This window comes from Pseudomonas sp. FG98, assembly GCF_057808595.1.
Genome location: NZ_JBMDIJ010000007.1, coordinates 180982 through 203903, shown reverse-complemented (window position 1 = coordinate 203903; position 22922 = coordinate 180982). Strand labels below are relative to the sequence as shown.

19 protein-coding genes and 1 tRNA gene are annotated in these 22922 nt (G+C 64.4%); 12 read left to right on the top strand and 8 right to left on the bottom strand.

Annotated features, from left to right (window positions below; translation table 11 throughout):
• Nucleotides 1-182: 182 nt before the first annotated feature.
• A complete protein-coding gene (locus tag ACODSK_RS08160; RefSeq protein WP_489015213.1) occupies nt 183-1148 on the top strand; it encodes an AraC family transcriptional regulator in 966 nt (321 codons plus the stop codon).
• On the opposite strand, the gene ACODSK_RS08155 is transcribed toward ACODSK_RS08160, so the two are convergent.
• Nucleotides 1139-3058, bottom strand: a complete 1920-nt coding sequence (locus tag ACODSK_RS08155) for a tyrosine-protein phosphatase (protein ID WP_489015211.1) — start codon at nt 3056-3058, stop codon at nt 1139-1141. The two genes, ACODSK_RS08160 and ACODSK_RS08155, sit on opposite strands and share 10 nt — an antisense overlap.
• Nucleotides 3059-3187: 129 nt before the next feature.
• A complete protein-coding gene (locus ACODSK_RS08150) occupies nt 3188-4141 on the bottom strand; it encodes a LysR substrate-binding domain-containing protein (protein WP_489015210.1) in 954 nt (317 codons plus the stop codon).
• A 126-nt stretch (nt 4142-4267) separates the two neighbouring features.
• Here ACODSK_RS08150 and ACODSK_RS08145 point away from each other — a divergent pair, with 126 nt between their 5' ends.
• The 8 genes from ACODSK_RS08145 to ACODSK_RS08110 all read left to right on the top strand — a co-directional run bounded on the left by ACODSK_RS08145 (nt 4268) and on the right by ACODSK_RS08110 (nt 12735).
• Nucleotides 4268-5002 (top strand): AzlC family ABC transporter permease, encoded by a 735-nt coding sequence (locus ACODSK_RS08145; protein WP_489015208.1) that lies wholly within the window; start codon nt 4268-4270, stop codon nt 5000-5002.
• Complete coding sequence (locus ACODSK_RS08140; protein WP_489015206.1) at nt 4999-5325, top strand: AzlD domain-containing protein; 327 nt, start codon at nt 4999-5001, stop codon at nt 5323-5325. The genes ACODSK_RS08145 and ACODSK_RS08140 overlap by 4 nt, the downstream gene beginning before the upstream one ends.
• A gap of 259 nt (nt 5326-5584) precedes the next feature.
• Nucleotides 5585-7120, top strand: coding sequence for an ABC transporter ATP-binding protein (locus ACODSK_RS08135; RefSeq protein WP_489015204.1), 1536 nt, complete (start codon nt 5585-5587; stop codon nt 7118-7120).
• A gap of 12 nt (nt 7121-7132) precedes the next feature.
• Nucleotides 7133-8233 carry an ABC transporter permease gene (locus ACODSK_RS08130; RefSeq protein WP_489015202.1) on the top strand — a complete coding sequence of 367 codons (1101 nt, stop codon included), beginning with the start codon at nt 7133-7135 and terminating at the stop codon, nt 8231-8233.
• Nucleotides 8234-8290: 57 nt separating this feature from the next.
• Nucleotides 8291-9217 carry an ABC transporter permease gene (locus ACODSK_RS08125; protein WP_489015200.1) on the top strand — a complete coding sequence of 309 codons (927 nt, stop codon included), beginning with the start codon at nt 8291-8293 and terminating at the stop codon, nt 9215-9217.
• Nucleotides 9218-9483: 266 nt separating this feature from the next.
• On the top strand, nt 9484-10566 hold the full coding sequence (locus ACODSK_RS08120; protein WP_489015198.1) for a BMP family ABC transporter substrate-binding protein: 1083 nt from the start codon (nt 9484-9486) through the stop codon (nt 10564-10566).
• Nucleotides 10567-10739: 173 nt separating this feature from the next.
• Entirely contained in the window at nt 10740-11705 is a 966-nt protein-coding gene (locus ACODSK_RS08115; RefSeq protein ID WP_489015196.1) for a 2-oxoglutarate and iron-dependent oxygenase domain-containing protein, read from the top strand.
• Nucleotides 11706-11943: 238 nt separating this feature from the next.
• Nucleotides 11944-12735 (top strand): outer membrane protein OmpK, encoded by a 792-nt coding sequence (locus ACODSK_RS08110; RefSeq protein ID WP_489015194.1) that lies wholly within the window; start codon nt 11944-11946, stop codon nt 12733-12735.
• Nucleotides 12736-12832: 97 nt separating this feature from the next.
• On the opposite strand, the gene ACODSK_RS08105 is transcribed toward ACODSK_RS08110, so the two are convergent.
• From ACODSK_RS08105 to ACODSK_RS08090, 4 genes are all read right to left on the bottom strand, one after another.
• Nucleotides 12833-13636, bottom strand: coding sequence for a nucleotidyltransferase domain-containing protein (locus ACODSK_RS08105; RefSeq protein ID WP_489015192.1), 804 nt, complete (start codon nt 13634-13636; stop codon nt 12833-12835).
• 16 nt (nt 13637-13652) lie between these two features.
• Complete coding sequence (locus ACODSK_RS08100) at nt 13653-14873, bottom strand: RtcB family protein (protein WP_489015190.1); 1221 nt, start codon at nt 14871-14873, stop codon at nt 13653-13655.
• Between the two features lie 28 nt (nt 14874-14901).
• Nucleotides 14902-16047 carry a slipin family protein gene (locus ACODSK_RS08095; protein WP_489015188.1) on the bottom strand — a complete coding sequence of 382 codons (1146 nt, stop codon included), beginning with the start codon at nt 16045-16047 and terminating at the stop codon, nt 14902-14904.
• Nucleotides 16048-16303: 256 nt separating this feature from the next.
• Nucleotides 16304-16375 (bottom strand) — tRNA-Val (locus ACODSK_RS08090).
• Between the two features lie 352 nt (nt 16376-16727).
• Here ACODSK_RS08090 and rtcR point away from each other — a divergent pair.
• Nucleotides 16728-18338 carry an RNA repair transcriptional activator RtcR gene (gene rtcR, locus ACODSK_RS08085; protein ID WP_489015186.1) on the top strand — a complete coding sequence of 537 codons (1611 nt, stop codon included), beginning with the start codon at nt 16728-16730 and terminating at the stop codon, nt 18336-18338.
• A gap of 88 nt (nt 18339-18426) precedes the next feature.
• Here the strand turns inward: rtcR and ACODSK_RS08080 are convergent, their stop codons facing one another.
• Entirely contained in the window at nt 18427-18639 is a 213-nt protein-coding gene (locus ACODSK_RS08080; protein ID WP_489015184.1) for a PLDc N-terminal domain-containing protein, read from the bottom strand.
• A gap of 250 nt (nt 18640-18889) precedes the next feature.
• Between ACODSK_RS08080 and ACODSK_RS08075 the strand changes: the two genes are divergently transcribed.
• Nucleotides 18890-21097 (top strand): TonB-dependent receptor, encoded by a 2208-nt coding sequence (locus ACODSK_RS08075; RefSeq protein ID WP_489015182.1) that lies wholly within the window; start codon nt 18890-18892, stop codon nt 21095-21097.
• Nucleotides 21098-21268: 171 nt separating this feature from the next.
• Here the strand turns inward: ACODSK_RS08075 and ACODSK_RS08070 are convergent, their stop codons facing one another.
• Nucleotides 21269-22276, bottom strand: coding sequence for a zinc-dependent alcohol dehydrogenase family protein (locus ACODSK_RS08070; protein WP_489015180.1), 1008 nt, complete (start codon nt 22274-22276; stop codon nt 21269-21271).
• Nucleotides 22277-22420: 144 nt separating this feature from the next.
• Here ACODSK_RS08070 and ACODSK_RS08065 point away from each other — a divergent pair, with 144 nt between their 5' ends.
• The gene (locus tag ACODSK_RS08065) at nt 22421-22921 is read left to right on the top strand and encodes a sigma-70 family RNA polymerase sigma factor (RefSeq protein ID WP_489015179.1); all 501 of its coding nucleotides are present in this window, start codon (nt 22421-22423) and stop codon (nt 22919-22921) included.
• The last annotated feature ends 1 nt before the right edge of the window (nt 22922 follow it).

The following is a 22922-nucleotide window of genomic DNA, read 5'->3' as shown; positions in this document are numbered from 1 at the left end:
GCTTCGCGCCCAATCGCGGCTAACAGCCGCTCCCACAGGTACGCGGCGGCGCATCGTTTTGTGGTGATCTGAAGTTGTGTAGATACCCATGCTGCGATGAGGCCTTCTGATCTACCCCCATCATCAGCCTGTAACCCCCCTCCTCTATCCTGCCCTCCCCCAGCCGCCACCGAAGACCAACAATGCACCGCCAGTCCTTCATGATCCGCTCCGACAACATGAGCACGGACGATTTCGGCGCCCTGTTCACCCGCCAGTTCGGCAACCTCTACGCCGGTATGCCGCGCCCCGACCGCCCGGTGGCCATCGCCGGGGTGTACGGGCGCTACGACGGCATGAGCTTTCGCAACCTGAGCTTCCAGGGCGACCTGCGCACCGGCATGCCCGACACCGACGACGAAATCACCTTCGTCTTCCCCACCAGTGGCCGCATCGTCTTCAGCCACGCCAGCGACCTTGTCGGCACACCGCAGGTGGCCTTGGCCGTGGAGAAAACCTCGGTGAAGTCGGTGGGCTTCATCGATGGCCATTCCCAGTACGGCATGTCGATCCGCCGTTCACTGTTCGCCCGGCGCCTGTCATTGCTGCTGGGCCGGCCGATCCTCCAGCCCGTGCGTTTCCAACCGTTAGTGGACATGACCGCCGACGCCTTCCAGGGCATCAAGGCGATCGTCGGCATGGCTACCGGCAGCGCCTTCGATCCGTTGATGAGCGCCGGTTCGCTGATGCCTGCCCGGCTCCAGGAAATGCTGGTGGATTCGGTATTGGAGGTGTGGCCGCACAACTACAGCGAAGCCCTGCAACGCCCGCAGAAGCTGATCGCACCACGCCACGTGAAGCTGGCGGTGGACTATCTCCAGGCCCATCCCGATGCGCTGGTCAGCGGCGGCGAACTGGCCGCGCTGAGCCATGTCAGCCTGCGCGCCCTGCAGGATGGTTTCCGCCGCTTCGTCGGCACCTCCATCGTCGGCTATCAGCGCCAGGTACGCCTGCAACGGGCCTACGACGCGCTCAGACAAGACGCGTCGCGCTCGGTCAGCGAGATTTCCCTGGCCCTGGGCTTCAGCAATGTCGGGCGCTTCTGCCAGTACTTCCAGAGTGCCTACGGCATCAGTCCGGCAGAGCTGCGCAGGGGCCATCAGAACTGATAACTGGCCTTCAGGTTGCCACTGACACCTTGGCTATCACCGCCAGCAATCACTCCGATATCGGCTCCGACACTGAAGTCCCGCAACCCGGCATTCAGGTTGAAGCCACCACTGAACTGATCACGACTGTCGAACGCCGAACGCTGGTCGACCGCCAGCCCCAGCAACTGCCCTTGGCTGACCACATCATGGTCACCCAGCGCATGCTCGTAGCCGACTTCCAGGCCCGGAGTCAGCTGCCAGCCCGCACCCAGTTGCTGCGGCGCAAAGGTGGCCTTCAGGTTGGCAAAGGCACTGCGCCGGGTTTCCTTGAGCTCATCCACCTGCAAGGCCAGTTCGCTGCCCTTCTCCTGGAAACCATCGAGGTCCACGTGACTGACTCGCACACCCAGGCTCGGCTCCACGGTGACGCCGCTCATCGGCATCCGGTAGCCCAGCGCCAGACTGGCCCCGGCCAGGGTGCCCTCGGTATCGCCCTTGGCCGCACCCAGACCGCCACCTAGCTCACGCTTGCTGTCGTACTCCAGCCAGCCACCATTCACCCCGGCATCGACAAACAGCCCACGCTCCAGGCTATCGAAGGCGAAGCGCGCACCAGCCTTGATGAAGGTCAGGTCGGTGTCCACCTCGCCACCGGCCGCGCCCACGTTGCCGCGGCTATAGCCAAACCCGGCATGGGCACCGAGCTGTTCGGAGAAACGCTGGGTCAGGCCGACCATCAGGCCCTGGGTGTGCTCGTTGCTGCTGGCTGCACGGGCCGAGCCATCGGTGCCCTGGTAACCCGCCAGCGCTGTGGTCCACAGCCGGTACTGGCCGATCTTCAGCTCACTGCCACTGGCGAACGGCGCGGCAGCCTTGTCCAGCAAGGCGCCCTGGCGCAGCAGGTAGCTGGCCGCATCGGCATGCACCTGCCCGCCCACCTGGGCTTCGACGCCACCCAGGCTGCCGGCGTCGATGGCCGATTGCAGGTAGTAGTTGTAGGCGGTGTAGTCGCCGGACAGGCTGCTGTTCTGCAACTGCGTGAGCAACTGCGCACCCGCCGCCGCGTTGCCCTGCAAGCCCGCAGTACCCGGAAGACTGCTGTAGAACACCATCTTGCCGCGCAGCACGTAGATGGTTTCCTGGGACAGGCCGAGGCCTTCCTTGAGGTAGTTGTCCATGCTGCCGTACTCGGCGGTCACTTCATCCAGGCCGGCTTGCAGGTAGCTGGCCTGCACGCCGAGCAGCGGCGCGTAGATCGCCGCCATGCTCGACGGCATCGCGGCCAGGGTCGCGGCAACCCGGGCGGCGGTGTAGTCGTTGGTGGCCAGGTAGTTCTGCATGATGGTGGCGCTGTCCACCCCGGCGATGCTCAGCAGCACGGCAGCGGTCCAGCCGGTGCGGTCCTTGCCCGCCGTGCAGTGGAACAGCGCGGCGCCATCGGCAGCAGCAAGCTCGTTGAACAGCACGGCGAACTGGCTGCGCATGCCGCTATCGCTGACGAAGGCACGGTTGGTCTCTTCCATCATCGCCACCGCCTGGGCAGCGCTGGTGAAGGAGATGCTGGTGATGTTCGAGCCAGAGGTGGTGCTGCCGATGATATCGATGTTCTGGTACACCGCCCCTGTCGGCAGGGTGTCCGGGGTCGCGGCGATCTCGCTGGGGGTGCGCAGGTCGTAGACGTTGGAAATGCCCAGGCCATTCAGCGTCGCCAGGTCGGAAGCAGTCGGAGTCAGGGCGTTGGAGCGATAGAACACGCCTGAGCGCATCACCCCGTCATTGGCTGTGGTGTAGGCCGTGGTGGTCCCGGCGAGATCACGGAAGTTGTCGATGCCGGTCAGGCGCGGCGTGTCGAGGTCGTAGGTCTCGGCAGCATGGGTGGCGATGGACAGGCTGAGGGCGGACAGGGAAAACAGGACACGGAGCAACACGGCGTAGCCTCTTTGCGCAGGATGAGGCGGCTACTATCGTCAGGGCTCTGTGACTGAATATTACAAAATGCCTCGTTGGAAAAATCCCCGCGCAATCTGTCCGTGTCCTGCGTTTTCCGTCCGTTGTGGCTAGCGAAACTGGGCGATCAGCCAGTCCTTCAGACGACAACACGCCGGGTCGTCAGCCACTTCCTCCTTGCAGATCAGGTAATGCACGGTTTCCGCGAACACCAGTTCGTCGCTGACCGGTCGCACCAGGCGCCCCTCGCGCAGCAGGTCGCCGACCAGATGCTCCCAGCCCAGCGCCAGCCCCTGCCCGTCCAGGGCCATCTGCATGAGCAGGACGAAGTCGTTGCTGCTGAAACGCTGCGGGGCCTCGGCCAGGGGCAGCGAGGCACCGTGGGACTGCAGGGCGAACCAGACATCCCAGTCGACCTGTTCCGACAGTTGCGAGCGGCCGTAGGGATTGAGGTCCAGCAACACACCGCGGCGCAGGCCGTCGAGGCTGTCCAGCCCCGGGTTGGCCTCCAGATAGGCGGGCGAACAGACGGGATAGATGACTTCATGGAACAGCGGAATCTGCCGGTAACCGGGACGTGGCTCGAAGATCTTGGTGATGAAGATATCCGGCTCGATGCCCGGCTCCATGGCGAGGAAATGCTGGGTGGTGATGACGTTCACATCGAGGTCGGGGTTGGCGCTGAAGAAGTCCTTCATCCGCCGCGCCAGCCACAACCCGGAGAAGGCCGGGGAACAGCACAGCGTCAGGCTGCGTTTGTCGCTCTTTTCCCGGCGGATGCGCTCGGTGGCCTGGAAGATATTGAGCAGCGAAAGCTGCGCCGCATCGAACAGCGTCGCGCCGGCGGCGGTCAGGGTCACTTCGCGGCCGCTGCGGGTGAACAGCTCGGTACCCAGGTGCAGTTCCAGCTCGCGGATCTGCCGGCTGATCGCCGCCTGGGTCACGCACAGCGCTTCGGCGGCCCGGGTGAAATTGCGGTACTTGGCCGCCGCGACAAAGGAACGCATGGCCTTGAACGACGGCATGGCGAGCAGCGATTGATCGGGCGATGAGCTTTTAGCCATAACAAAAACTGCCTGGTTTCCCGGAAAAAAAGTCGATTCAGAGCGACGGCGCCCAAGCCCTACACTTTATCCCACGATGCGGACGGATGCGTCTGTCATACAAAATCAACAATTCCAGGAGGCGACATGCCTTTCCCCTCCGCCCGTGCCGCCTTCGCCCATGGCGTCCGTGCCCTGCTGCCCCTGACGCCCGGCGTCATCCCCTTCGGTCTGGTCACCGGGGTGATGGCGATCAAGATGGGCATGACCCCGACCATGGCCATCGGCATGACCCTGCTGTTCTATTCCGGCTCGGCGCAGATGGTCGCCCTGCAACTTATCCACAGCGGCGTGATACCGGTGGCCATCGTGGTCACGGCGCTGATCATCAACCTGCGCTTCATCATGTACAGCGCCTCGCTGGCGCCCCATCTGCACCAGCAGCCACGGCGCTGGACCTGGCCGATGTCGTACATGCTTTCCGACCAGTCCTACGCGCTCTGCGTGCTCAAGATGTCATCCGGCGAGCTGGGACGCTTCGCCCCGCACTACTACGCCGGCACGGCGGTGGCCATGTGGCTGGCGTGGAACCTGTCGGTGCTGGCCGGGGTGTTCCTTGGCGGCAGCATTCCGGAAAGCTGGTCGCTGGGCTTCGCCATTCCACTGTCGTTCCTCGCCTTGCTGGTGCCGGGGATCCGCAACCTGCCAGCGCTGGTCGCGGCCATCGTCGGTGGCGGGATTGCCGTGGCGGCGGTGGACCTGCCCTACAACCTCGGGCTGGTCACAGCCTCGATCGGTGGGGTGATTGCCGGGGTGACCGCGGAAAGCCTGCGCAGGAAGCCGTCGGAAACGGCCTGCCTGGCTGAAGGAGAAAGCCAATGAGCGATCTCGGTCTGTGGTGCCTGTTCCTGGTGGTGGGGTTGGGCACCTTTGCCCTGCGCCTGTCGTTTATCGAGCTGTACGGCAACCTGCGGGTGCCGCCGCTGGTCAGCCGGGCGCTGGCCTATGTACCGGCCAGCGTGCTGGCGGCGCTGGTGCTGCCGGCGGTGGTGTATCCGGAGGGGCACGGCGATTTCGTTATCGACAACCCGCAGATCCCGGCGGCGGTCCTCGCTGCGCTGGTGGCCTGGAAAACCCGCAATACCGTGCTGACCCTGGCGGTGGGGATGGGGGCTTTGTGGGGCTTGAAGGTGTTCATGAACTGAGGGGCCTCATCGCTGGCAAGCCAGCTCCCACAGGGTTCTTTGTGGGAGCTGGCTTGCCAGCGATGAGGCCTCAAAAAGCACCGCACCAGTTTGATGCCTCCACCCGCCCCAAAATCAACCACCCTGCCCTTCATAACTGCCCCAGACCTGTTTCCTACAATCCCCCAACCCCTTTACCACGGGCCTTCCTGAAATAATCTGACCACTTGGCCATGTTTTTGCTTTGCAAGCTGCTCAACGCATCCATCCGAGCAGTCCCATGTCCGAATCTCCCCTGCGCCTGGAACTTCGCGCGATCACCAAGCGCTACCCCGGCACCCTGGCCAACGACCGCATCGACCTGCGCATCGCCGCCGGTGAAATCCATGCCTTGCTCGGCGAGAACGGCGCGGGCAAGAGCACGCTGATGAAGATCATCTACGGCGTCACCGCGCCGGATTCCGGCCAGGTGCTGTGGGAAGGCCAGCCGGTGCAGGTGCGCGACCCGGCCCAGGCACGCAAGCTGGGAGTGGGCATGGTGTTCCAGCATTTCTCCCTGTTCGAAACCCTGACCGTGGCGGAAAACATCGCCCTGGCCCTGGGCCGCGAAGCCGGTACGCCGAAGCAACTGGCGCCGCGTATCAGCGAGGTGTCCCAGCGCTATGGCATGGGCCTGGAGCCTGAGCGCCTGGTCCACAGCCTGTCGATCGGCGAGCGCCAGCGGGTGGAGATCGTTCGCTGCCTGATGCAGGACATCAAGCTGCTGATCCTCGACGAACCGACCTCGGTGCTGACCCCGCAGGAAGTCGACGAGCTGTTCGTCACCCTGCGCGCCCTGGCCGCCGAGGGCTGCTCGATCCTGTTCATCAGCCACAAGCTCAACGAAGTCCGCGCCCTTTGCCACAGCGCCACGGTGCTGCGCGGCGGCCGGGTTTCCGGCGATTGCGTGCCGGCCGAGTGCAGCGACCTGCAACTGGCGCGGCTGATGGTCGGCGACGCCGAGGGCCTGGAAGCCAGCTACCCGAAAAGCGCCGGTGGCCTGCCGCGCCTGCGGGTCGACGACCTGACCTGGCGCAACAAGGACCCCTTCGGCACTTCCTTCGAACACCTGCGCCTCGAAGTGCGCAGCGGCGAGATCGTCGGCATCGCCGGGGTCGCCGGCAACGGCCAGGACGAATTGCTGGCCCTGCTCAGCGGCGAGACCCGCCTGCCGACCAACGAGCGCGAACGCATCACCCTCGACAACCAGCCAATGGCCAATCTCTACCCGGACGCCCGCCGCGCTCTCGGCCTGGCCTTCGTTCCCGCCGAGCGCCTCGGCCACGGCGCCGTGCCGGACATGAGCCTGGCCGACAACGCCCTGCTCACCGCCTTCCAGCAGGGCCTGGTGAATCGCGGCCTGATCCGCTCCGGCAAAGTGCTGGAACTGGCCGAACAGATCATTCAGCGCTTCGCGGTGAAGACCCCGGATGCGCAGACCACCGCGCGCAGCCTGTCCGGCGGCAACCTGCAGAAATTCATCTTGGGTCGCGAGATCCTGCAAAACCCGAAACTGCTGGTCGCCGCCCACCCGACCTGGGGCGTCGACGTCGGCGCCGCCGCAGCTATCCACCGCGCGCTGATCGCCCTGCGCGATGCCGGCGCGGCGATCCTGGTGATCTCCGAAGACCTCGACGAGCTGTTCCAGATCAGCGATCGCATCGGCGCCCTGTGCAGCGGTCGCCTGTCGCCGCTCAAGGCCACCGCCGAGACCCATACCGTGGAGGTCGGCGGCTGGATGGCCGGCCAGTTCGATGCCCCGCAAGACGCCGCCTGACGAGAACCTGCCATGTTGTTATCCCTCGAACCCCGTACCCAGCAGTCCCGCGCCATGCTCTTGCTGTCGCCCCTGCTCGCCGGCCTGCTGACCTTGCTCAGCGGGGCGATCCTGTTCAGCGCCCTGGGCCACGACCCGCTGCTGACCTTCCACACCCTGCTGATCGAGCCGGTCAGCGATTTCTACGGTGTCTCCGAGCTGCTGCTCAAGGCCCTGCCGATCCTGCTCTGCGCCCTCGGACTGGCGGTCGCCTACCAGGCGCGGATCTGGAACATCGGCGCCGAAGGCCAGTTGCTGATGGGCGCCCTGGCCGGCAGTGCCCTGGCGATCCAGATCATCGACTGGGACAGCCGCTGGGCGCTGCTCTGGGTGCTGCTCGCCGGCACCCTCGCCGGTGCGCTGTGGGGAGCGCTGGCGGCCTGGCTGCGCACGCACTTCAACGCCAATGAAATCCTCACCACCATCATGCTCAACTACATCGCCCTGAACCTGCTGCTGTTCTTCGTCCACGGCCCGCTCAAGGACCCGGACGGTTTCAGCTTCCCGCAGTCGGCGATGTTCGGTGATGCCAGCCGCCTGCCGGCGCTGTTCGAGGATGGCCGGGTGCATATCGGCCTGTACTTCGTCCTGCTCGCCCTGGTGGCGGTGTGGGTACTGCTGCACAAGAGCTTCCTCGGCTTCCAGATCAAAGTGCTCGGCCTCGACCAGCGCGCCGCCGGCTTCGTCGGTTTCCGCGAGAAACGCCTGGTCTGGCTGGCCCTGCTGATCAGCGGTGGCCTGGCCGGGCTGGCCGGGGTCAGCGAGGTCAGCGGGCCGATTGGCCAACTGGTGCCGCAGGTGTCGCCGGGCTACGGCTATGCAGCGATCACCGTGGCCTTCCTCGGCCGCCTCAACCCCCTCGGCATCCTTGTCGCCGGCCTGCTGATGGCCCTGCTCTACCTCGGCGGCGAGAACGCGCAGATGAGCCTCAACCTGCCGCAGTCCCTGACCGGGCTGTTCCAGGGAATGATGCTGTTCTACCTGCTCGCCTGCGACGTGCTGATCCTCTATCGGCCGCGCCTGAAACTGAACTGGCGCCGCCGCGCCACCCTGGCCGAACCCGCCAGCGCCTGAACTCCCTGACTTTTCCGTTTACCCGCCGCCGCTGGCGCGCGGGCTGAGGCTTCGACTATGGATCTCGATCTGCTGGGCAATATCCTCTACGCCATGGTGCGCTGCGGCACCCCGCTGCTGCTGGTCGCCCTCGGCGAACTGGTGTGCGAAAAGAGCGGCGTACTCAACCTCGGCCAGGAAGGCATGATGCTGTTCGGCGCGGTGATCGGCTTCATCGCCGCCTTCGCCACCGGCAACCTGTGGCTCGGCGTGCTGATGGCCTGCCTGGCCGGCATGCTGCTGTCGGCGCTGTTCGCCCTGGTGGCCCTGGGTTGCCAGGCCAACCAGGTGGCCACCGGGCTGGCCCTGACCATCTTCGGCGTCGGCCTGTCGTCCTTCGTTGGCGCGGCCTGGGTCGGCAAGCCGCTGACCGGCTTCGAGCCGGTGGCGATCCCGCTGTTGTCCGACCTGCCGATCATCGGCCACATGCTGTTCAACCAGGATGTGCTGGTCTACCTGTCCTTCGTTCTGTTCGTGGCGATCGCCTGGGTGCTGCTGAAAAGCCGTGCCGGCCTGGTGCTCCAGGCCGTCGGCGAAAACCCCGACGCGGCCAGTGCCATGGGCCTGCCGGTGCTGCGGGTGCGTACCCTGGCGGTGCTGTTCGGTGGTGCCATGGCCGGGCTGGCCGGGGGTTACCTGTCGCTGGCCTACACGCCGATGTGGGCGGAAAACATGACCGCCGGCCGCGGCTGGATCGCCCTGGCCCTGGTGGTGTTCGCCAGCTGGCGGGTGTTCCGCGTGCTGCTCGGCGCCTACCTGTTCGGCCTGGCCAGCATTCTTCACCTGGTGGCCCAGGGCATCGGCGTGAGCTTCCCGGCCAACCTGCTGGCGATGCTGCCTTACGTCGCCACCATCCTGGTGCTGGTGGTGCTGTCGCGGGATGCGATCAAGACCCGGCTGTATGCGCCGGTGTCGCTGGGGCAGCCGTGGAAAGTGGGGCGGTGACGCTGATGGCCTCATCGCTGGCAATGCCAGCTCCCACAGGTATCGCGTGCACCGCAGAACCTTGTGGGAGCCGGCATTGCCGGCGATGAGGCCAGCAGCAACTCCGCACCAGCAATGGGCAAGCACAAACCACTAATGCACCAGCCCAGCCCGCTACCAGGCCCAGCTTCCCCAGAAATTCATTATTTGCCCACATGGTCAGCTTTTTGCAGTAACCGAAACGCCCGACACGGACACTAGAAAAGACCCACAGGAGCCCACCCCAGATGCAACAGAAGAAAAGCAAAAACCTGCTGCGCACCCTGGCCGCCGCCATCGGCCTCAGCACCGCACTGTCCGCCTCCGCCGCCGATCCGCTGAAGGTCGGCTTCGTCTACATCGGCCCGGTCGGTGACCACGGCTGGACCTACCAGCACGAGCAGGGCCGCCAGGCGCTGATCAAGCAATTCGGCGACAAGGTCGACACCAGCTTCGTCGAGAACGTACCGGAAGGTGCCGACGCCGAGCGGGTCATCCGCAACATGGCCAAGGGCGGCTACGACCTGGTCTTCGCCACTTCCTTCGGCTACATGAACCCCACCGCCAAGGTCGCCAAGCAGTTCCCGAAAGTCACCTTCGAGCACGCCACCGGCTACAAGCAGGACAAGAACCTCGGCACCTACCTGGCCACCTCCTATGAGGGGCGCTACGTCGGCGGCTACCTCGCGGCGAAGATGACCAAGACCAAGAAGATCGGCTACGTCGCCTCCTTCCCGATCCCGGAAGTGCTGCGCGATATCAACGCCATCCAGCTGGCCCTGGACAAGTACAACCCCGGCACCGAGATCAAGGTGGTGTGGGTCAACTCCTGGTTCGACCCGGGCAAGGAAGCCGATGCCGCCAACGCCCTGATCGACCAGGGCGTCGACGTGCTGTTCCAGCACACCGACAGCCCGGCGCCGATCCAGACCGCCGAACGTCGCGGCGTGTACGCCGTGGGCTATGCCTCGGACATGGCTCACTTCGGTCCCAAGGCGGTGCTGACCTCCATCGTCAACAACTGGGGCCCGCACTACATCAAGAGCACCCAGGCAGTCATGGACGGTACCTGGAAGTCCCAGGACTACTGGGGCGGCCTGGCCGAAGGCACCATCGAGCTGCCGATCAGCGACCTGGTTCCGGCCGACGTGAAAAGCGGCGCCGAGCAGATCATCGCCAGCATCAAGGACGGCTCGTTCCACCCGTTCACCGGCCCGATCATGGACCAGTCCGGCGCCGTCAAGATTCCTGAAGGCAAGGTGGCCAGCAACGCCGAACTGGCCGGCATGAACTACTACGTCAAAGGCATCACCGCGCAACTGCCGAAGTGATTGCCGGGCGGGAGCGCCGGTCGCTCCCGCCTGCTGCTGTGCCGCCATCCCTCCTCAACGAGAACCGCGCACAAGGTCGGCCCCCGCCGATCTCTTCGCTGCCTGGGTACGAGAAGACTCGCAGCAACACGGAGCGCGCAGCCCTGCCCGCTCCGTACTTCTTGGAGCCACTGATGAACACCCTGCCGATCATCGATATCGCCCCGCTGTACCAGAACGATCCCGCCGCCCGCCACGCCGTCGCCAGACAGATCGACGCCGCCTGCCGCCAGTGGGGCTTCTACTACATCAAGGGGCATCCGATCGCGCCCTCTCGCATCGCCGAACTGAAAGCCATCGCCGAAGACTTCTTCGCCCGCCCGGCCGAGGAAAAGCTGCGCATCGATATCACCCAAAGCGCGCACCATCGCGGCTACGGCGCCATCGCCACGGAACAGCTCGACCCGAGCCGGCCGAGCGACCTCAAGGAAACCTTCGACATGGGCTTCCACATGAGCGCCGATCACCCGGACGTGCTCGCGGAAAAACCGCTGCGCGGGCCCAACCGCCACCCGGACGTGCCGGGCTGGGAGGCCCTGCTGCAACAGCACTACGAGGACATGCACCAGCTTTCCCTGACCCTGCTGCGGGCCATGGCCGAGGCTCTGGGGATTGAAGAAGACTTCTTCGACCAGCGTTTCGCCGAGCCGATCAGCGTATTCCGCATGATCCACTACCCGCCGCGGCAAACCGCCAGCAGCGCCGACCAGCAAGGCGCCGGCGCGCACACCGACTATGGCTGCGTGACCCTGCTCTACCAGGACAATGCCGGCGGCCTGCAGGTGCAAAGCCTGGACGGCGAATGGCTCGACGCGCCACCCATCGAGGGCACCTACGTGGTCAACATCGGCGACATGATGGCGCGCTGGAGCAACGACCGTTACAAGTCCACGCCGCACCGGGTGATCAGTCCGCTGGGGGTGGATCGCTACTCCATGCCGTTCTTCGCCGAGCCGCACCCGGACACCGAAATCGCCTGCCTGCCGAACTGCTCCGGCAGCGACAACCCGGCCAAGTACCCGGCGGTGTCGTGCAGCGCCTACATGCTCTCGCGCTTCGCCGACACCTACGCCTACCGACGCGAGGAAGCCAAGGCCTGAACCCCGTGATGGCGCAATGACGCGCCATCCTGAAGCACCTTTTTCACCGCCAGCGCCGCGCAACCTCAACGTTGCGCGGCGCTGTGCGTTTGCAGGCCAGGAAAACCGTGAATACGACGGAAATATTACGATTTCTGTCCAAAAGGACAGGAATTGGCACCGATCCTGCTCTATCGGAAAATCCTGACCAACACGACAGGTTCACCACTTGAAAAACACAAAAAATCAGGAGCTTTCGATGACGCGCACCACCACTTCCATGCTGCTGGCAGGCGGCTTGCTGGCAACCGGTCAGGCCCTGGCCGGCGACCTTCTGCTGTGGCAGGACAACAGCCTCACCTACCTCAACGGCATCGACTTCAAGGTCGATCCGCCGAAGCAGCAGACCGTCACCTTCGAACACGCCAGCGGCTGGAGCTTCGGCGACCTGTTCGTGTTCGTCGACGGCATCAAGTACAACACCGAGGCCACCAACGGCGCCGGCGACGGCCACAGCTTCTACGGCGAAATCAGCCCGCGCCTGTCGTTCGGCAAGATCAGCGGCGCCGACCTGTCGTTCGGCCCGATCAAGGACGTGCTGCTCGCGGCCACCTATGAATTCGGCGAGGACGATGTCGATTCCTACCTGATCGGCCCGGCCGTGGACCTGAACATTCCCGGCTTCGACTACTTCCAGCTCAACACCTACCTGCGCACCCCGGACGGCAAGCGTGACGGCAAGAACGTCTGGCAGATCACCCCGGTGTGGAGCTACACCGTGCCGGTGGGCAACTCCAACGTTGTGATCGACGGCTTCATCGACTGGGTGGTGGACAACGACAAGAGCTACCACGCCAACTTCCACTTCAACCCGCAGATCAAGTACGACCTGGCCAAGGCCATGGGCTGGGGCGAGAAGTTCTACGTGGGTGTGGAATACGACTACTGGAGCGACAAGTACGGCATCAGCAACGACAGCTACCTGGGCAAGGAAATCCTTGGTGGTACCGACCAGAGTGCGATCAGTTTGCTGGTGAAGGCGCATTTCTAAGCGGTGCCTGCACCGGCCTCATCGCTGGCAATGCCAGCTCCCACAGGATTCGCGGCGTACCCGATACCTGTGGGAGCCGGCGTTGCCGGCGATGGCGTCAGGCCTGGCACCCTCTCCCCACCCACTTGCGCAGGAATCCATCCAGCTGCTCCACATCACCTGCCGCTGTTCTCGGCGCACTCCCCGTCTGAGCCCGCTCCAGCTCAGTCTCCACCAGCGCCTGCAACACCGGCCACGGCGCCCCCGACTGCGCTTCGCCTGAGCGCCGCTTGATACGCAACAGCTCGTCGATCTCCGCTCGCTGCACCGGGTCATCCAGCGTCGCCTCGAGCAAGGTCTCGAACACCATCGGCGGTCGGCCCAGTCCCTGGTCGATCCAGCGCACCGCACACAGCGGCCGCAGTGCATAGAAGTACTTCTTGTAGCGGACCTCATCACCCGTGAGGTAAACGCGATAGTTCTTCTTCATCATCGCCAGGTAATGCGCCCGCACCGCCGCCGGCGAGTAGAACGCCACCGCCAGCTCGCGCAATCCCGCCACCGCGTCGTCGTCCTGCCGGTACACCAGCGGCGAGTCCAGCCATTCGAGCAGGGTCGGGTTTGACTTGCGCACCAGCCGCAAGGCCTTGCGCAATTCCCAGCCACACAGGTCGAGCTCGTCGCTCAGCGGCCGTTCCAGCACATCCCGCGGCTCGTCCACGCGCAGGTACCACTCCGGCCGGTGGACGTAGACGAAGCGCACGTCATAGTCGCTGTCCGGCGAGGCGAAGCCCCAGGCGCGACTGCCCGACTCGCAGGCATACAACACAGTCACCTGGTGCTCGCGCTCGATCCGCTCCAGCTCTTGCAGTACCCGCTCGCGCATGGCGGCGGGCAGTGGATGTCGTTCATCCATGTTCATCGGCATGTCTCCTTTCTCAACCCTTCACACACACCACCTGCCGCAACGTGTGCACCACTTCCACCAGCGCCCGCTGCGCCCGCATCACCGCGTCGATATCCTTGTAGGCCATCGGGATCTCGTCGATCACGTCCTTGTCCTTGCGGCACTCCACATGGGCGGTGGCGCGCTGCTGATCGGCCACGGTGAACTGCTTCTTCGCCTCGGTCCGGCTCATGACCCGGCCGGCACCATGACTGCAGGAGCAGAACGATTCTTCGTTGCCCAACCCGCGGACGATGAAGCTCTTCGCGCCCATCGACCCGGGAATGATGCCGAGCTGGCCCTTCTGCGCCGATACCGCTCCCTTGCGGGTGACCAGGATGTCTTCGCCGAAATGCCGCTCCTTCTGCACATAGTTGTGGTGGCAGTTGACCGCTTCGAGGCTGGCCTCGAACGGCTTGCGGATCACCGTGCGGGCGGCCGCGACCACCGCCGCCATCATCAGCTCGCGGTTCTGCCGGGCGAAGTCCTGGGCCCAGCCCACCGCTTCGACGTAGTCGTCGTAATGACGGCTGCCTTCCTCGAAATAGGCGAGCTTGCGGTCCGGCAGATTGGCGATGTGCTGGCGCATGTCGGCCTGGGCCAGTTCGATGAACAGGCTGCCGATGGCATTGCCGACGCCACGGGAGCCGCTGTGCAACATGAACCAGACCCGATCCGCCTCATCCAGGCAGACCTCGACGAAGTGGTTGCCCGTCCCCAGGGTGCCTAGGTGCGCGCGGTTGTTGGTCTTCTCCAGCTTCGGGTACTTGTCGGTGATCGCCTTGAAGCGCCCGGCCATCGATGCCCAGGCCTGGTCGGCCAGTGCCGGCACGTCCTGCCAGGCGCCACGGTCGTGACGGCCATGGGTCTTGCCATGGGGTACCGCCTTTTCGATGGCGCTGCGCAGGCCGAACAGGTTGTCCGGCAGGTCCGCCGCCACCAGCGAGGTGCGCGCGGCGAGCATGCCGCAGCCGATATCCACGCCGACCGCCGCCGGGATGATCGCGCCCTGGGTCGGGATCACGCTGCCGATGGTCGAGCCCATGCCCAGGTGCACATCCGGCATCACTGCCAGGTGCTTGAAGATGAACGGCATGCGCGCCGTGTTCAGCAGTTGCTCACGAGCGCCCGGGTCCAGCGGTACGCCTTCGATCCAGGCCTTTACCGGCTTGCCGTTGGCCACTTCCAGCAGCTTGTAGGTGGTGTCTTTCATTACCTTGTTCCTTGAGTGCGAAGCCGGCTCAGGCCGGCTTCAGCGTTACCAATCCATTCAACACCTGATCGAGGCCGCCGAACACCGAGATTCGGTCGATGCGTTCGGCCACCCGCTCCAGGGTTTCCAGTTCCTTCAGGCGCAGGGCGACGGGGTTTTCCTCCATCACCTTGGCGGTGTTGAGCAGCGAACGGGTCGCCGAGGTTTCCTCGCGACGGCGGATCACGTTGGCCTGGGCCGACTTTTCCGCCTCCACCACCTGGGCCAGCAGGGTCTTCATCTCGCCGGGCAGGATGATGTCGCGCACGCCGAGGCTGCTGACCTCGATACCGCTGCCGCGCAGACGTTCATCCAGGTGCGTGGTCACCGCTTCGTCGATCAATTGCTTGTTCTCCAGCAACTCGTCGAGGCTGCGGGTACCCACCGCCGCACGCAGACCGAACTGCAACTCGCGGTAGAGGTGCTCCTGCGGCTTGCTCAACTGGCCGAAGGCGGTCAGCACATCGCTGTAGCGCCAGCTGGCGACCAGGTTGAGACGCAGGCTGACCTTGTCGCGGGTGAGAATCTCCTGGCCACTCACTTCCAGCGCCTGGATCCGCGTATCGACGGTTTCCACCGTCACTTGCCGGTTGAAGCGCCAGAAACCGTACTGCCCGGCCGCCAGCAACTCCACCACCGCACCGTCCACTTTCAGCAGGCCGACCTGGTAGGCCGGCACCTGCACCATCAGCACCGCGTCCAGCCCGGCAATAGCGCGCCCCCGTTGGACCGGCTGGTTGAAACGCGCCACCAGGACCGGTTCGAGGCGGTAGTGCTGGCTGAAGTCGATGCGCTCCAGGCGCTGCTCGGTCTGGCCTTTCCAGTACAGACGACGGGTGCCGGGGACGAGGATCTCCACCAGTTGGCCGTCCTCGTAGCGCAGACCGACTTCGTCGCTGCCCACATCCATGCTGATGAAATAGCGCTCCACCAGCGCCGGCTCGGACTGGCGCAGGTAACCGGCCAGGCGGTGCTCGAACAGCGGGCTGTTGAGGCTGAAGGTTTCCACGCTCAGGCGATTGTGCAGGTCGAAATGGCGATGGATGCCCGGTTCGAGAATGGCGACGAAGTCCCCTTCCGAATAGAGCAGGCCACGTTCGTTCTTCTTCACGTTGAAGCGCTTGAGCAGTTTCATGTTCTGTTTTCCTTTTTCGTTTGTCCTTGGGTGCCGGTGTTCGCCGACCCGTCGGGTACTGCGGATGAAGCCTGGGAGAGACGACGCGTCCGGACCTCCTGGTCCCCTGGCCGAATCCGTCGGCCGACGTGCGCCTTGTCCCCTGCCCGATCCGCGTACCGGGCGGGCCGGCGGTGGTGCTGTGAATGCAGGTTGCACATCCACCTCACCGCACCGGCGGGTACTGCTATCGATAAGTAGCTGCCTTAACAGGGCAGTGTTCGAGCGGGATTCGAACCCGCGTCCAGCCATCCGTGATGACCGCTCTACCTGACTGAGCTATCGAACGATGCGAGCAGGATTCGAACCTGCGCCAGATCACCCGTGGGTGATTGCTCTACCGGACTGAGCTATCGCAACTGACCTCGTTGTTCCGCGGCGGCATGCACGACACCGACACCTTGCGGTGGGCTCGGGCACCGGCGGGGTTGGTAACCCCTGCCCGTAGGCCGTGGAGCGATGGTCGAAAGGGATATAGCGAGGGGCGTGCCAGGTTTTGAATCGCTTGCGATGAAAATATTTAACTTATTGATTTAAAAGGAAAATAAACAATAAAGACAAAGCTCTACTCTGATCGAATATGAACTGAACGCTGATAATTCGTATATTTCTTTATCGTTATTTATCTTTTGGGATAAACCATGCAAACAACGAAAACCGTCGCCTTCGGCTTTCTCGGCACCACCCTCGACCGCGTCGGCAAGGGTGAGGCGCGCTGGCAGCATTGGCGCCCCAGCGTAAGCCTGTGCCAGCACGCGGACCTGCCCATCGACCGCCTGGAACTGATCCATGGCCTGGACGCCCGCGACCTCGGCCTGGCCCAGCGCATCGCCAAGGACATACAGCAGATCTCCCCTCGCACCGAGGTGCGCCTGCAACCCATGGCGCTGGCCAACCCCTGGGATTTCGAGGAGGTCTACGGCGCCCTGCACGACTTCATCAGCGCCTACCCGGTGGACACCGAGCACGAGGACTACCTGGTACATATCACCACCGGCACCCACGTCGCGCAGATCTGCTGGTTCCTCCTCACCGAGGCGCGCTATCTGCCGGCGCGCCTGGTGCAGACCCAGCCGTTGCGTAGGCGCGACGAGTCGAAACACCCCGAGGGCAAGGTCACCCTGATCGACCTCGACCTGTCGCGCTACGACCGTATCGCCACGCGCTTTCGCCGCGAGCACGAGGAAAACCAGACCTTCCTCAAGTCCGGCATCGCCACGCGCAACGCCGCGTTCAACCGCTCCATCGAGCAGATCGAACGGGTCGCCGGGCGCTCCCAGGCACCAATGCTGCTGATCGGTCCGACCGGTGCCGGCAAGTCATTTCTCGCCCGGCGCATCTACGAGCTGAAACGCGCGCGACATCAATTCCAGGGCCGCTTCGTCGAGGTGAACTGCGCGACCCTGCGCGGCGATGGCGCCATGTCGGCGCTGTTCGGCCACGTCAAAGGCGCCTTCACCGGCGCGCAAAACGCCCGCGAGGGGCTGCTGCGCGCAGCGGACGGCGGCATGCTGTTTCTCGACGAGATAGGCGAACTGGGCGCCGACGAACAGGCCATGCTGCTCAAGGCCATCGAGGAAAAACGCTTCTTCCCGCTGGGCTCGGACCGTGAGGTCAGCAGCGACTTCCAGCTGATCGCCGGCACCCACCGCGACCTGCGCGAGCGGGTAGGCGAAGGCCTGTTCCGCGAAGACCTGCATGCCCGCATCAACCTGTGGACCTTCGAACTTCCGGGGCTGGCCGGGCGCCGCGAGGACATCGAACCGAACCTGGATTTCGAGCTGCAACGACATGCCCAGGAACAGGGGCAACTGGTGCGCTTCAACCTCGAAGCTCGGCGACGTTACCTGGACTTCGCCCACTCACCGCAGGCGCGCTGGGCCGGCAACTTCCGCGAGCTGTCGGCGTCGATCACGCGCATGGCGACCCTCGCCGACAGCGGGCGGATCGACGAGGACGGGGTGGAGGAAGAAATCGCCCGCCTGCGCCGGGCCTGGGGTACAGCAGCGCCAGCCGAGCCGCTGCGCGAGTTGCTGGGCGATGGCGTCGATGCACTGGACCTGTTCGATCGTTTGCAATTGCAGGCGGTGATCGAGGTGTGCCGGCAAGCGCGCAGCCTGTCGGAGGCCGGCCGGCAGTTGTACGCGGTCTCGCGGCAGGCGAAGCAGACGCCGAATGATGCGGATCGGTTGCGCAAGTATCTGGCGCGGTTTGGGTTGGAGTGGGATCAGGGGGTCAGGCGTCGGGAGTGAGGCACTCATCGCTGGCAAGCCAGCTCCCACAGGTTCGCGGTGCACTCGATCACTGTGGGAGCTGGCTTGCCAGCGATAAGCATGGGTTTCACCCCTCCTTGGACAACGGCACGCCCGGCCGCGACTTGGGCCCGGTCAGCCCCCAGACCAGCAAGCCGATCACCGGCACGAAAACCACGAAAACAATCCACATCATCTTGTTCTCCGCCCGCGCCGGGCTGCCGATGATGCGCTTGATGGCCCAGACCTCGAGCAGCGCCAGCAGCACCGCGAGGGTGATCCATAGATGTCCGTGTTCCATAGGCTGTCTCCCGCATGAATGTTTCCATTAGGCGAAGTGCAGGCATGGGGGTTCATTCGGATTTTTCCCCGGCACTTCAACCCTCGGCACAAGCACGGGGTTTTCGGACTTCAGGCAGAAGTCGGCTCATTCAGCGATCTTCCCCGTAAATTGGATCCAAGTATCCGTCAAGATTGGTAATGTAAATTATTTGTAATTGTGAAAATTTCGTAATTAAATCGCGCCCAGTTTTTAAAAGGGAACGATTCTCATGAACAACAACAGCACTTCCGCCTTGCCTCCCCGCCGCCTGCTGGCTTCGGCCATCGGTCTGGCCGTTGCCTCCTCCGCCACCGCAGCACTTGCCGAGCAGAGCAAGCCCGTCGAACTGGACGGCCTGAGCATCCAGGCCACCCAGGACCAGGGTTCGCGCACCGAACAATCAGCCTCGGCGAAGTACGCCAAGCCGCTGGTGGATGTACCGCAGACCATCACCGTGGTCCCGCCCAAGGTGATCGAGGAACAGCAGGCACTGAGCCTGCGCCAGGTGCTGTCGAACGTTTCCGGGATCACCTTCAACGCCGGTGAAGGCGGCGGCGGTTCGGGTGACAGCATCAACATCCGCGGCTTCTCGGCCAACAGCAACATCCAGATCGACGGCCTGCGCGACAGCGCCCAGACCACCCGCAGCGACACCTTCAACATCGAGCAGGTCGAGGTGATCAAGGGCCCCAACTCGGTGTTCGGCGGTGCCGGTACCACCGGCGGCAGCATCAACGTGATCAGCAAGACGCCAAAGGACCAGGCCTTTACCCGCCTGGGCGGCAGCATCGGTACCGACAGCTACTACCGCATGACCCTGGACAGCAACCAGCCTCTGGAAGGCGTGGGCCACGACAGCGCGTTCCGCATCAACCTGATGGGCCATCAGAACGATGTGCCCGGCCGCGACGAGATCGACCGCGAGCGCTATGGCATCGCCCCGTCCCTGCGCCTGGGCCTGAGCGAAGACACGCGCCTGACCCTGAGCGCCTTCCACCAGAAGGATGACAACCTGCCGGACTACGGCGTCCCGGCCCTGGACGGCAAGAAGCTCGCCGGCGTCGATCGCGAGAGCTACTTCGGCTGGAAGAATCTGGACAAGGAAGAGATCGAGCAGAGTTCGTTCACTGCCAACCTGGAACACGACTTCAACGACAACCTGCGCCTGCAGAACCTCACCCGATACAGCCAGGTGGCCCGCGATACCGTGGTGTCGGCGTCCCACGTCAATACCGTCGGCGTGCCTGCCGGTCGCTACCTGCCGGCCGGCCCTCAGGCCTACGGCCGCGATGCCACCACCGAGATGTGGATCAACCAGACCAACCTGATCGGTAATTTCGATGTGCTCGGCATGCGCCACGACCTGGTCACCGGCGCGGAAATCTCCCGCGAAACCCTCGACCTGAAGACCTACAACCATGGCCTCGGCACCGCGCTCTATCCAAGCACCGGCTACGACCTGAGCAACCCGCCCGGCCACTGGAACGGCCCGGCAACCAAGACCGTCAGCGGCTACACCGAGACCGAGCTGACCAACCAGGCGCTGTATGTCTTCGACACCATCGCCTTGCATGAACAGTGGGACCTCAACCTTGGTCTGCGCTACGACCGCTTCGAAGGCAAGGCCCACGGTTATTCCGCAGCCAAGGTGCGTACCTCGACCTTCGAGTCGAATGACGACAAGGTCAGCGGTCGCGCCGGACTGGTCTACAAGCCGGCGGAAAACGGTCGCATCTACCTCGCCTGGGGCAACTCCTTCAACCCGTCCGCCGAAAGCCTCGCCTCCAGCGGCGGCGGCCTGAGCGCGACGACCCAGAACGTGGAACCGGAAAAGAACGAAACCTGGGAGCTGGGCACCAAGTGGGAGCTGCTGGACAAGCGCCTGGAACTGGACGCGGCGATCTTCCGCGTGACCAAGGACAACGCCCGCGAAACCATGGCCGACAATTCGACCCAACTGGCCGGCAAGCAGCGCGTGCAGGGTGTGGAAGTCGGCGTGACCGGGCATATCACCGAGCAGTGGGACGTGTTCGCCAACTACACCTTCCTCGACAGTGAAACCCTCAAGGCTGCCGATACCGCTGCCGGTATCGCCCGTGAAGGCCAGGCCCTGGGCAACACCCCGCCGCGTTCGCTGAACCTGTGGACCACCTACGAGCTGCCTGCCGGCTGGACCCTGGGCTATGGCGCGCGCTATGTCAGCGAGCGCAACGTCAGCTCCAGCACCACCGCCAAGCTGCCGGACTACTGGGTGCACAACGCCATGGTCGCGTACAAGGTCAACGACCACCTGGACCTGCAGTTGAACGTGAACAACCTGTTCGACAAGGACTACGTCGAGCGCGTACGCCAGCAGAACGGCACCGCGGCGCGGTCGTCGGCGATCGAGTACGGGGATGCGCGCTCGGCGATTCTGTCGGCGACCTACGCCTTCTGATCGAAGGCCTCATCGTCGGCAAGCCAACTCCCACAGGGTTATGAACCGCGGTCACTGTGGGAGCTGGCTTGCCAGCGATAGCAGTAGTGAATTGACCTACGTCATCGCTGGCAAGCCAGCTCCCACAGGGGCAGTGAAACCGGCTGGGCGCCAAGCCACAGCGATGGCGAGTCAGAAACTCAGGCAGATCTTGCCAAAGTGCTGGTTGCTTTCCTGATAGCGAAACGCTTCGACGATCTGCTCCAGCTCGAACGCCTTGTCGATCACCGGCCGCAGGCCGTTGCCATCGATAGCGCGGATCATCGCCTGCTGATGGGCGCGACTGCCCACCAGCACACCCTGCAGACGGATCTGCCGTACCAGCGCCTGCACCAGCGGCAACTGCCCGGCCACGCCGGTGAGGATGCCGATCAGCGATACATGCCCGCCGATCCGCGCAGCGATCATCGATTGCTCCAGGGTCGCCGGGCCACCCACCTCGATCACATGATCCACGCCCCGGTTATCGGTCAGGGCGCGAACCTTCTCGCCCCAGTTCGGCGTGCTGCGGTAGTTGATCACCTCGTCGGCGCCCAGGGTCTTCAGGCGCTCCAGCTTCTCGTCGCTGGACGAGGTGGCGATCACCGTGGCCCCCGCGGCCTTGGCGAATTGCAGGGCGAAGATCGACACGCCACCGGTGCCCTGGACCAGCACCGTGTCACCCGGCTTCAGCGAATCGTCGGCCATCAGCGCGCGCCAGGCAGTGACACCGGCGGTAGTCAGGGTTGCCGCTTCGGCATGGCTGTAGCCCTTCGGCGCGCGGGTGAACGAGGTGGCGCGGGCGGTCACCAGTTCCCGGGCATAGCCATCGATGCCATCACCCGGCACCGTGGCGAAGCCTTCCACCTGCGGCTGGCCATCGAGCCAGTCGGGAAAGAAGGTGCTGACCACCGCATCACCCACCGCGAATTCGCTGACGCCCTCGCCCACCGCGATCACCTCGCCTGCGCCGTCGGCCATGGGAATGCGCGGTTCGCTCGGCCCCCACATGCCGCTGACCACGGCGAAGTCGTGATAGTTGAGGGAGTTGGCGTGCAGGCGCACGGTGATCTCGCCTGCTGCCGGGGCCGCCGCCTCGGCGCTGCCCAGGCCGACCTTGTCGTAGCCGCCGCCGGGTTGAACGTAGATGGCTTTGCTCATGACCTCTCCTGAATCGAGCCGTTACAAAAGGAACGATCGACAAGTTTTGGCGCGCAATCGAAACGGGTCAAGCCGCCCCGCTTGCAGAATCGACCAACAGACCACAATATTGCGACTAATTATCAATTACCCTTCCCGCCCGCCATGCCCACTTCCGAACAAGCCGCCCTGCATGCCCTCTACAGCGAACACAACGGCTGGTTGAAGAACTGGCTCCGCGCCCGCCTGGGCAATGCCAGCGATGCCGCCGACCTGGCCCAGGACACCTTCATCCGCGTGCTCAACGCGCGCAACGCACAGAGCATCCGCGAGCCACGCAGCTACCTGGGTTCCATCGCCCATGCGCTGATGGTCGACAAGTTCCGCCGCCGCGCCGTGGAGCAGGCCTACCTCGCCGAACTGGCGGCGCGTCCCGAGCAGACCGTGGACTCGCCGGAGACCCGGTTGCTGATCCTGGAAACCCTGATCGCCGTGGACCGCCTGCTGGACGGCCTTGGCGAGCGCACGCGCCAGGTGTTCCTCGCAGTGCAACTGGAAGGCCTGAGCTACTCGGCCACCGCCGCGCGCCTGGGCATCTCGCTGAATACGGTGAAAAAGCACCTGGCCCGCGCCATGACCCATTGCCTGCTGCTCACGGACGACTGAC

Coding starts and splice junctions, on each gene's coding strand:
- ACODSK_RS08080 (WP_489015184.1), bottom strand. CDS start 18,639: ATGGAACACGGACATCTATGGATCACCCTCGCGGTGCTGCTGGCGCTG.
- ACODSK_RS08120 (WP_489015198.1), top strand. CDS start 9,484: ATGCAACAGAAGAAAAGCAAAAACCTGCTGCGCACCCTGGCCGCCGCC.
- ACODSK_RS08145 (WP_489015208.1), top strand. CDS start 4,268: ATGCCTTTCCCCTCCGCCCGTGCCGCCTTCGCCCATGGCGTCCGTGCC.
- ACODSK_RS08115 (WP_489015196.1), top strand. CDS start 10,740: ATGAACACCCTGCCGATCATCGATATCGCCCCGCTGTACCAGAACGAT.
- ACODSK_RS08140 (WP_489015206.1), top strand. CDS start 4,999: ATGAGCGATCTCGGTCTGTGGTGCCTGTTCCTGGTGGTGGGGTTGGGC.
- ACODSK_RS08065 (WP_489015179.1), top strand. CDS start 22,421: ATGCCCACTTCCGAACAAGCCGCCCTGCATGCCCTCTACAGCGAACAC.
- rtcR (WP_489015186.1), top strand. CDS start 16,728: ATGCAAACAACGAAAACCGTCGCCTTCGGCTTTCTCGGCACCACCCTC.
- ACODSK_RS08150 (WP_489015210.1), bottom strand. CDS start 4,141: ATGGCTAAAAGCTCATCGCCCGATCAATCGCTGCTCGCCATGCCGTCG.
- ACODSK_RS08125 (WP_489015200.1), top strand. CDS start 8,291: ATGGATCTCGATCTGCTGGGCAATATCCTCTACGCCATGGTGCGCTGC.
- ACODSK_RS08130 (WP_489015202.1), top strand. CDS start 7,133: ATGTTGTTATCCCTCGAACCCCGTACCCAGCAGTCCCGCGCCATGCTC.
- ACODSK_RS08095 (WP_489015188.1), bottom strand. CDS start 16,047: ATGAAACTGCTCAAGCGCTTCAACGTGAAGAAGAACGAACGTGGCCTG.
- ACODSK_RS08110 (WP_489015194.1), top strand. CDS start 11,944: ATGACGCGCACCACCACTTCCATGCTGCTGGCAGGCGGCTTGCTGGCA.
- ACODSK_RS08100 (WP_489015190.1), bottom strand. CDS start 14,873: ATGAAAGACACCACCTACAAGCTGCTGGAAGTGGCCAACGGCAAGCCG.
- ACODSK_RS08135 (WP_489015204.1), top strand. CDS start 5,585: ATGTCCGAATCTCCCCTGCGCCTGGAACTTCGCGCGATCACCAAGCGC.
- ACODSK_RS08070 (WP_489015180.1), bottom strand. CDS start 22,276: ATGAGCAAAGCCATCTACGTTCAACCCGGCGGCGGCTACGACAAGGTC.
- ACODSK_RS08075 (WP_489015182.1), top strand. CDS start 18,890: ATGAACAACAACAGCACTTCCGCCTTGCCTCCCCGCCGCCTGCTGGCT.
- ACODSK_RS08105 (WP_489015192.1), bottom strand. CDS start 13,636: ATGAACATGGATGAACGACATCCACTGCCCGCCGCCATGCGCGAGCGG.
- ACODSK_RS08160 (WP_489015213.1), top strand. CDS start 183: ATGCACCGCCAGTCCTTCATGATCCGCTCCGACAACATGAGCACGGAC.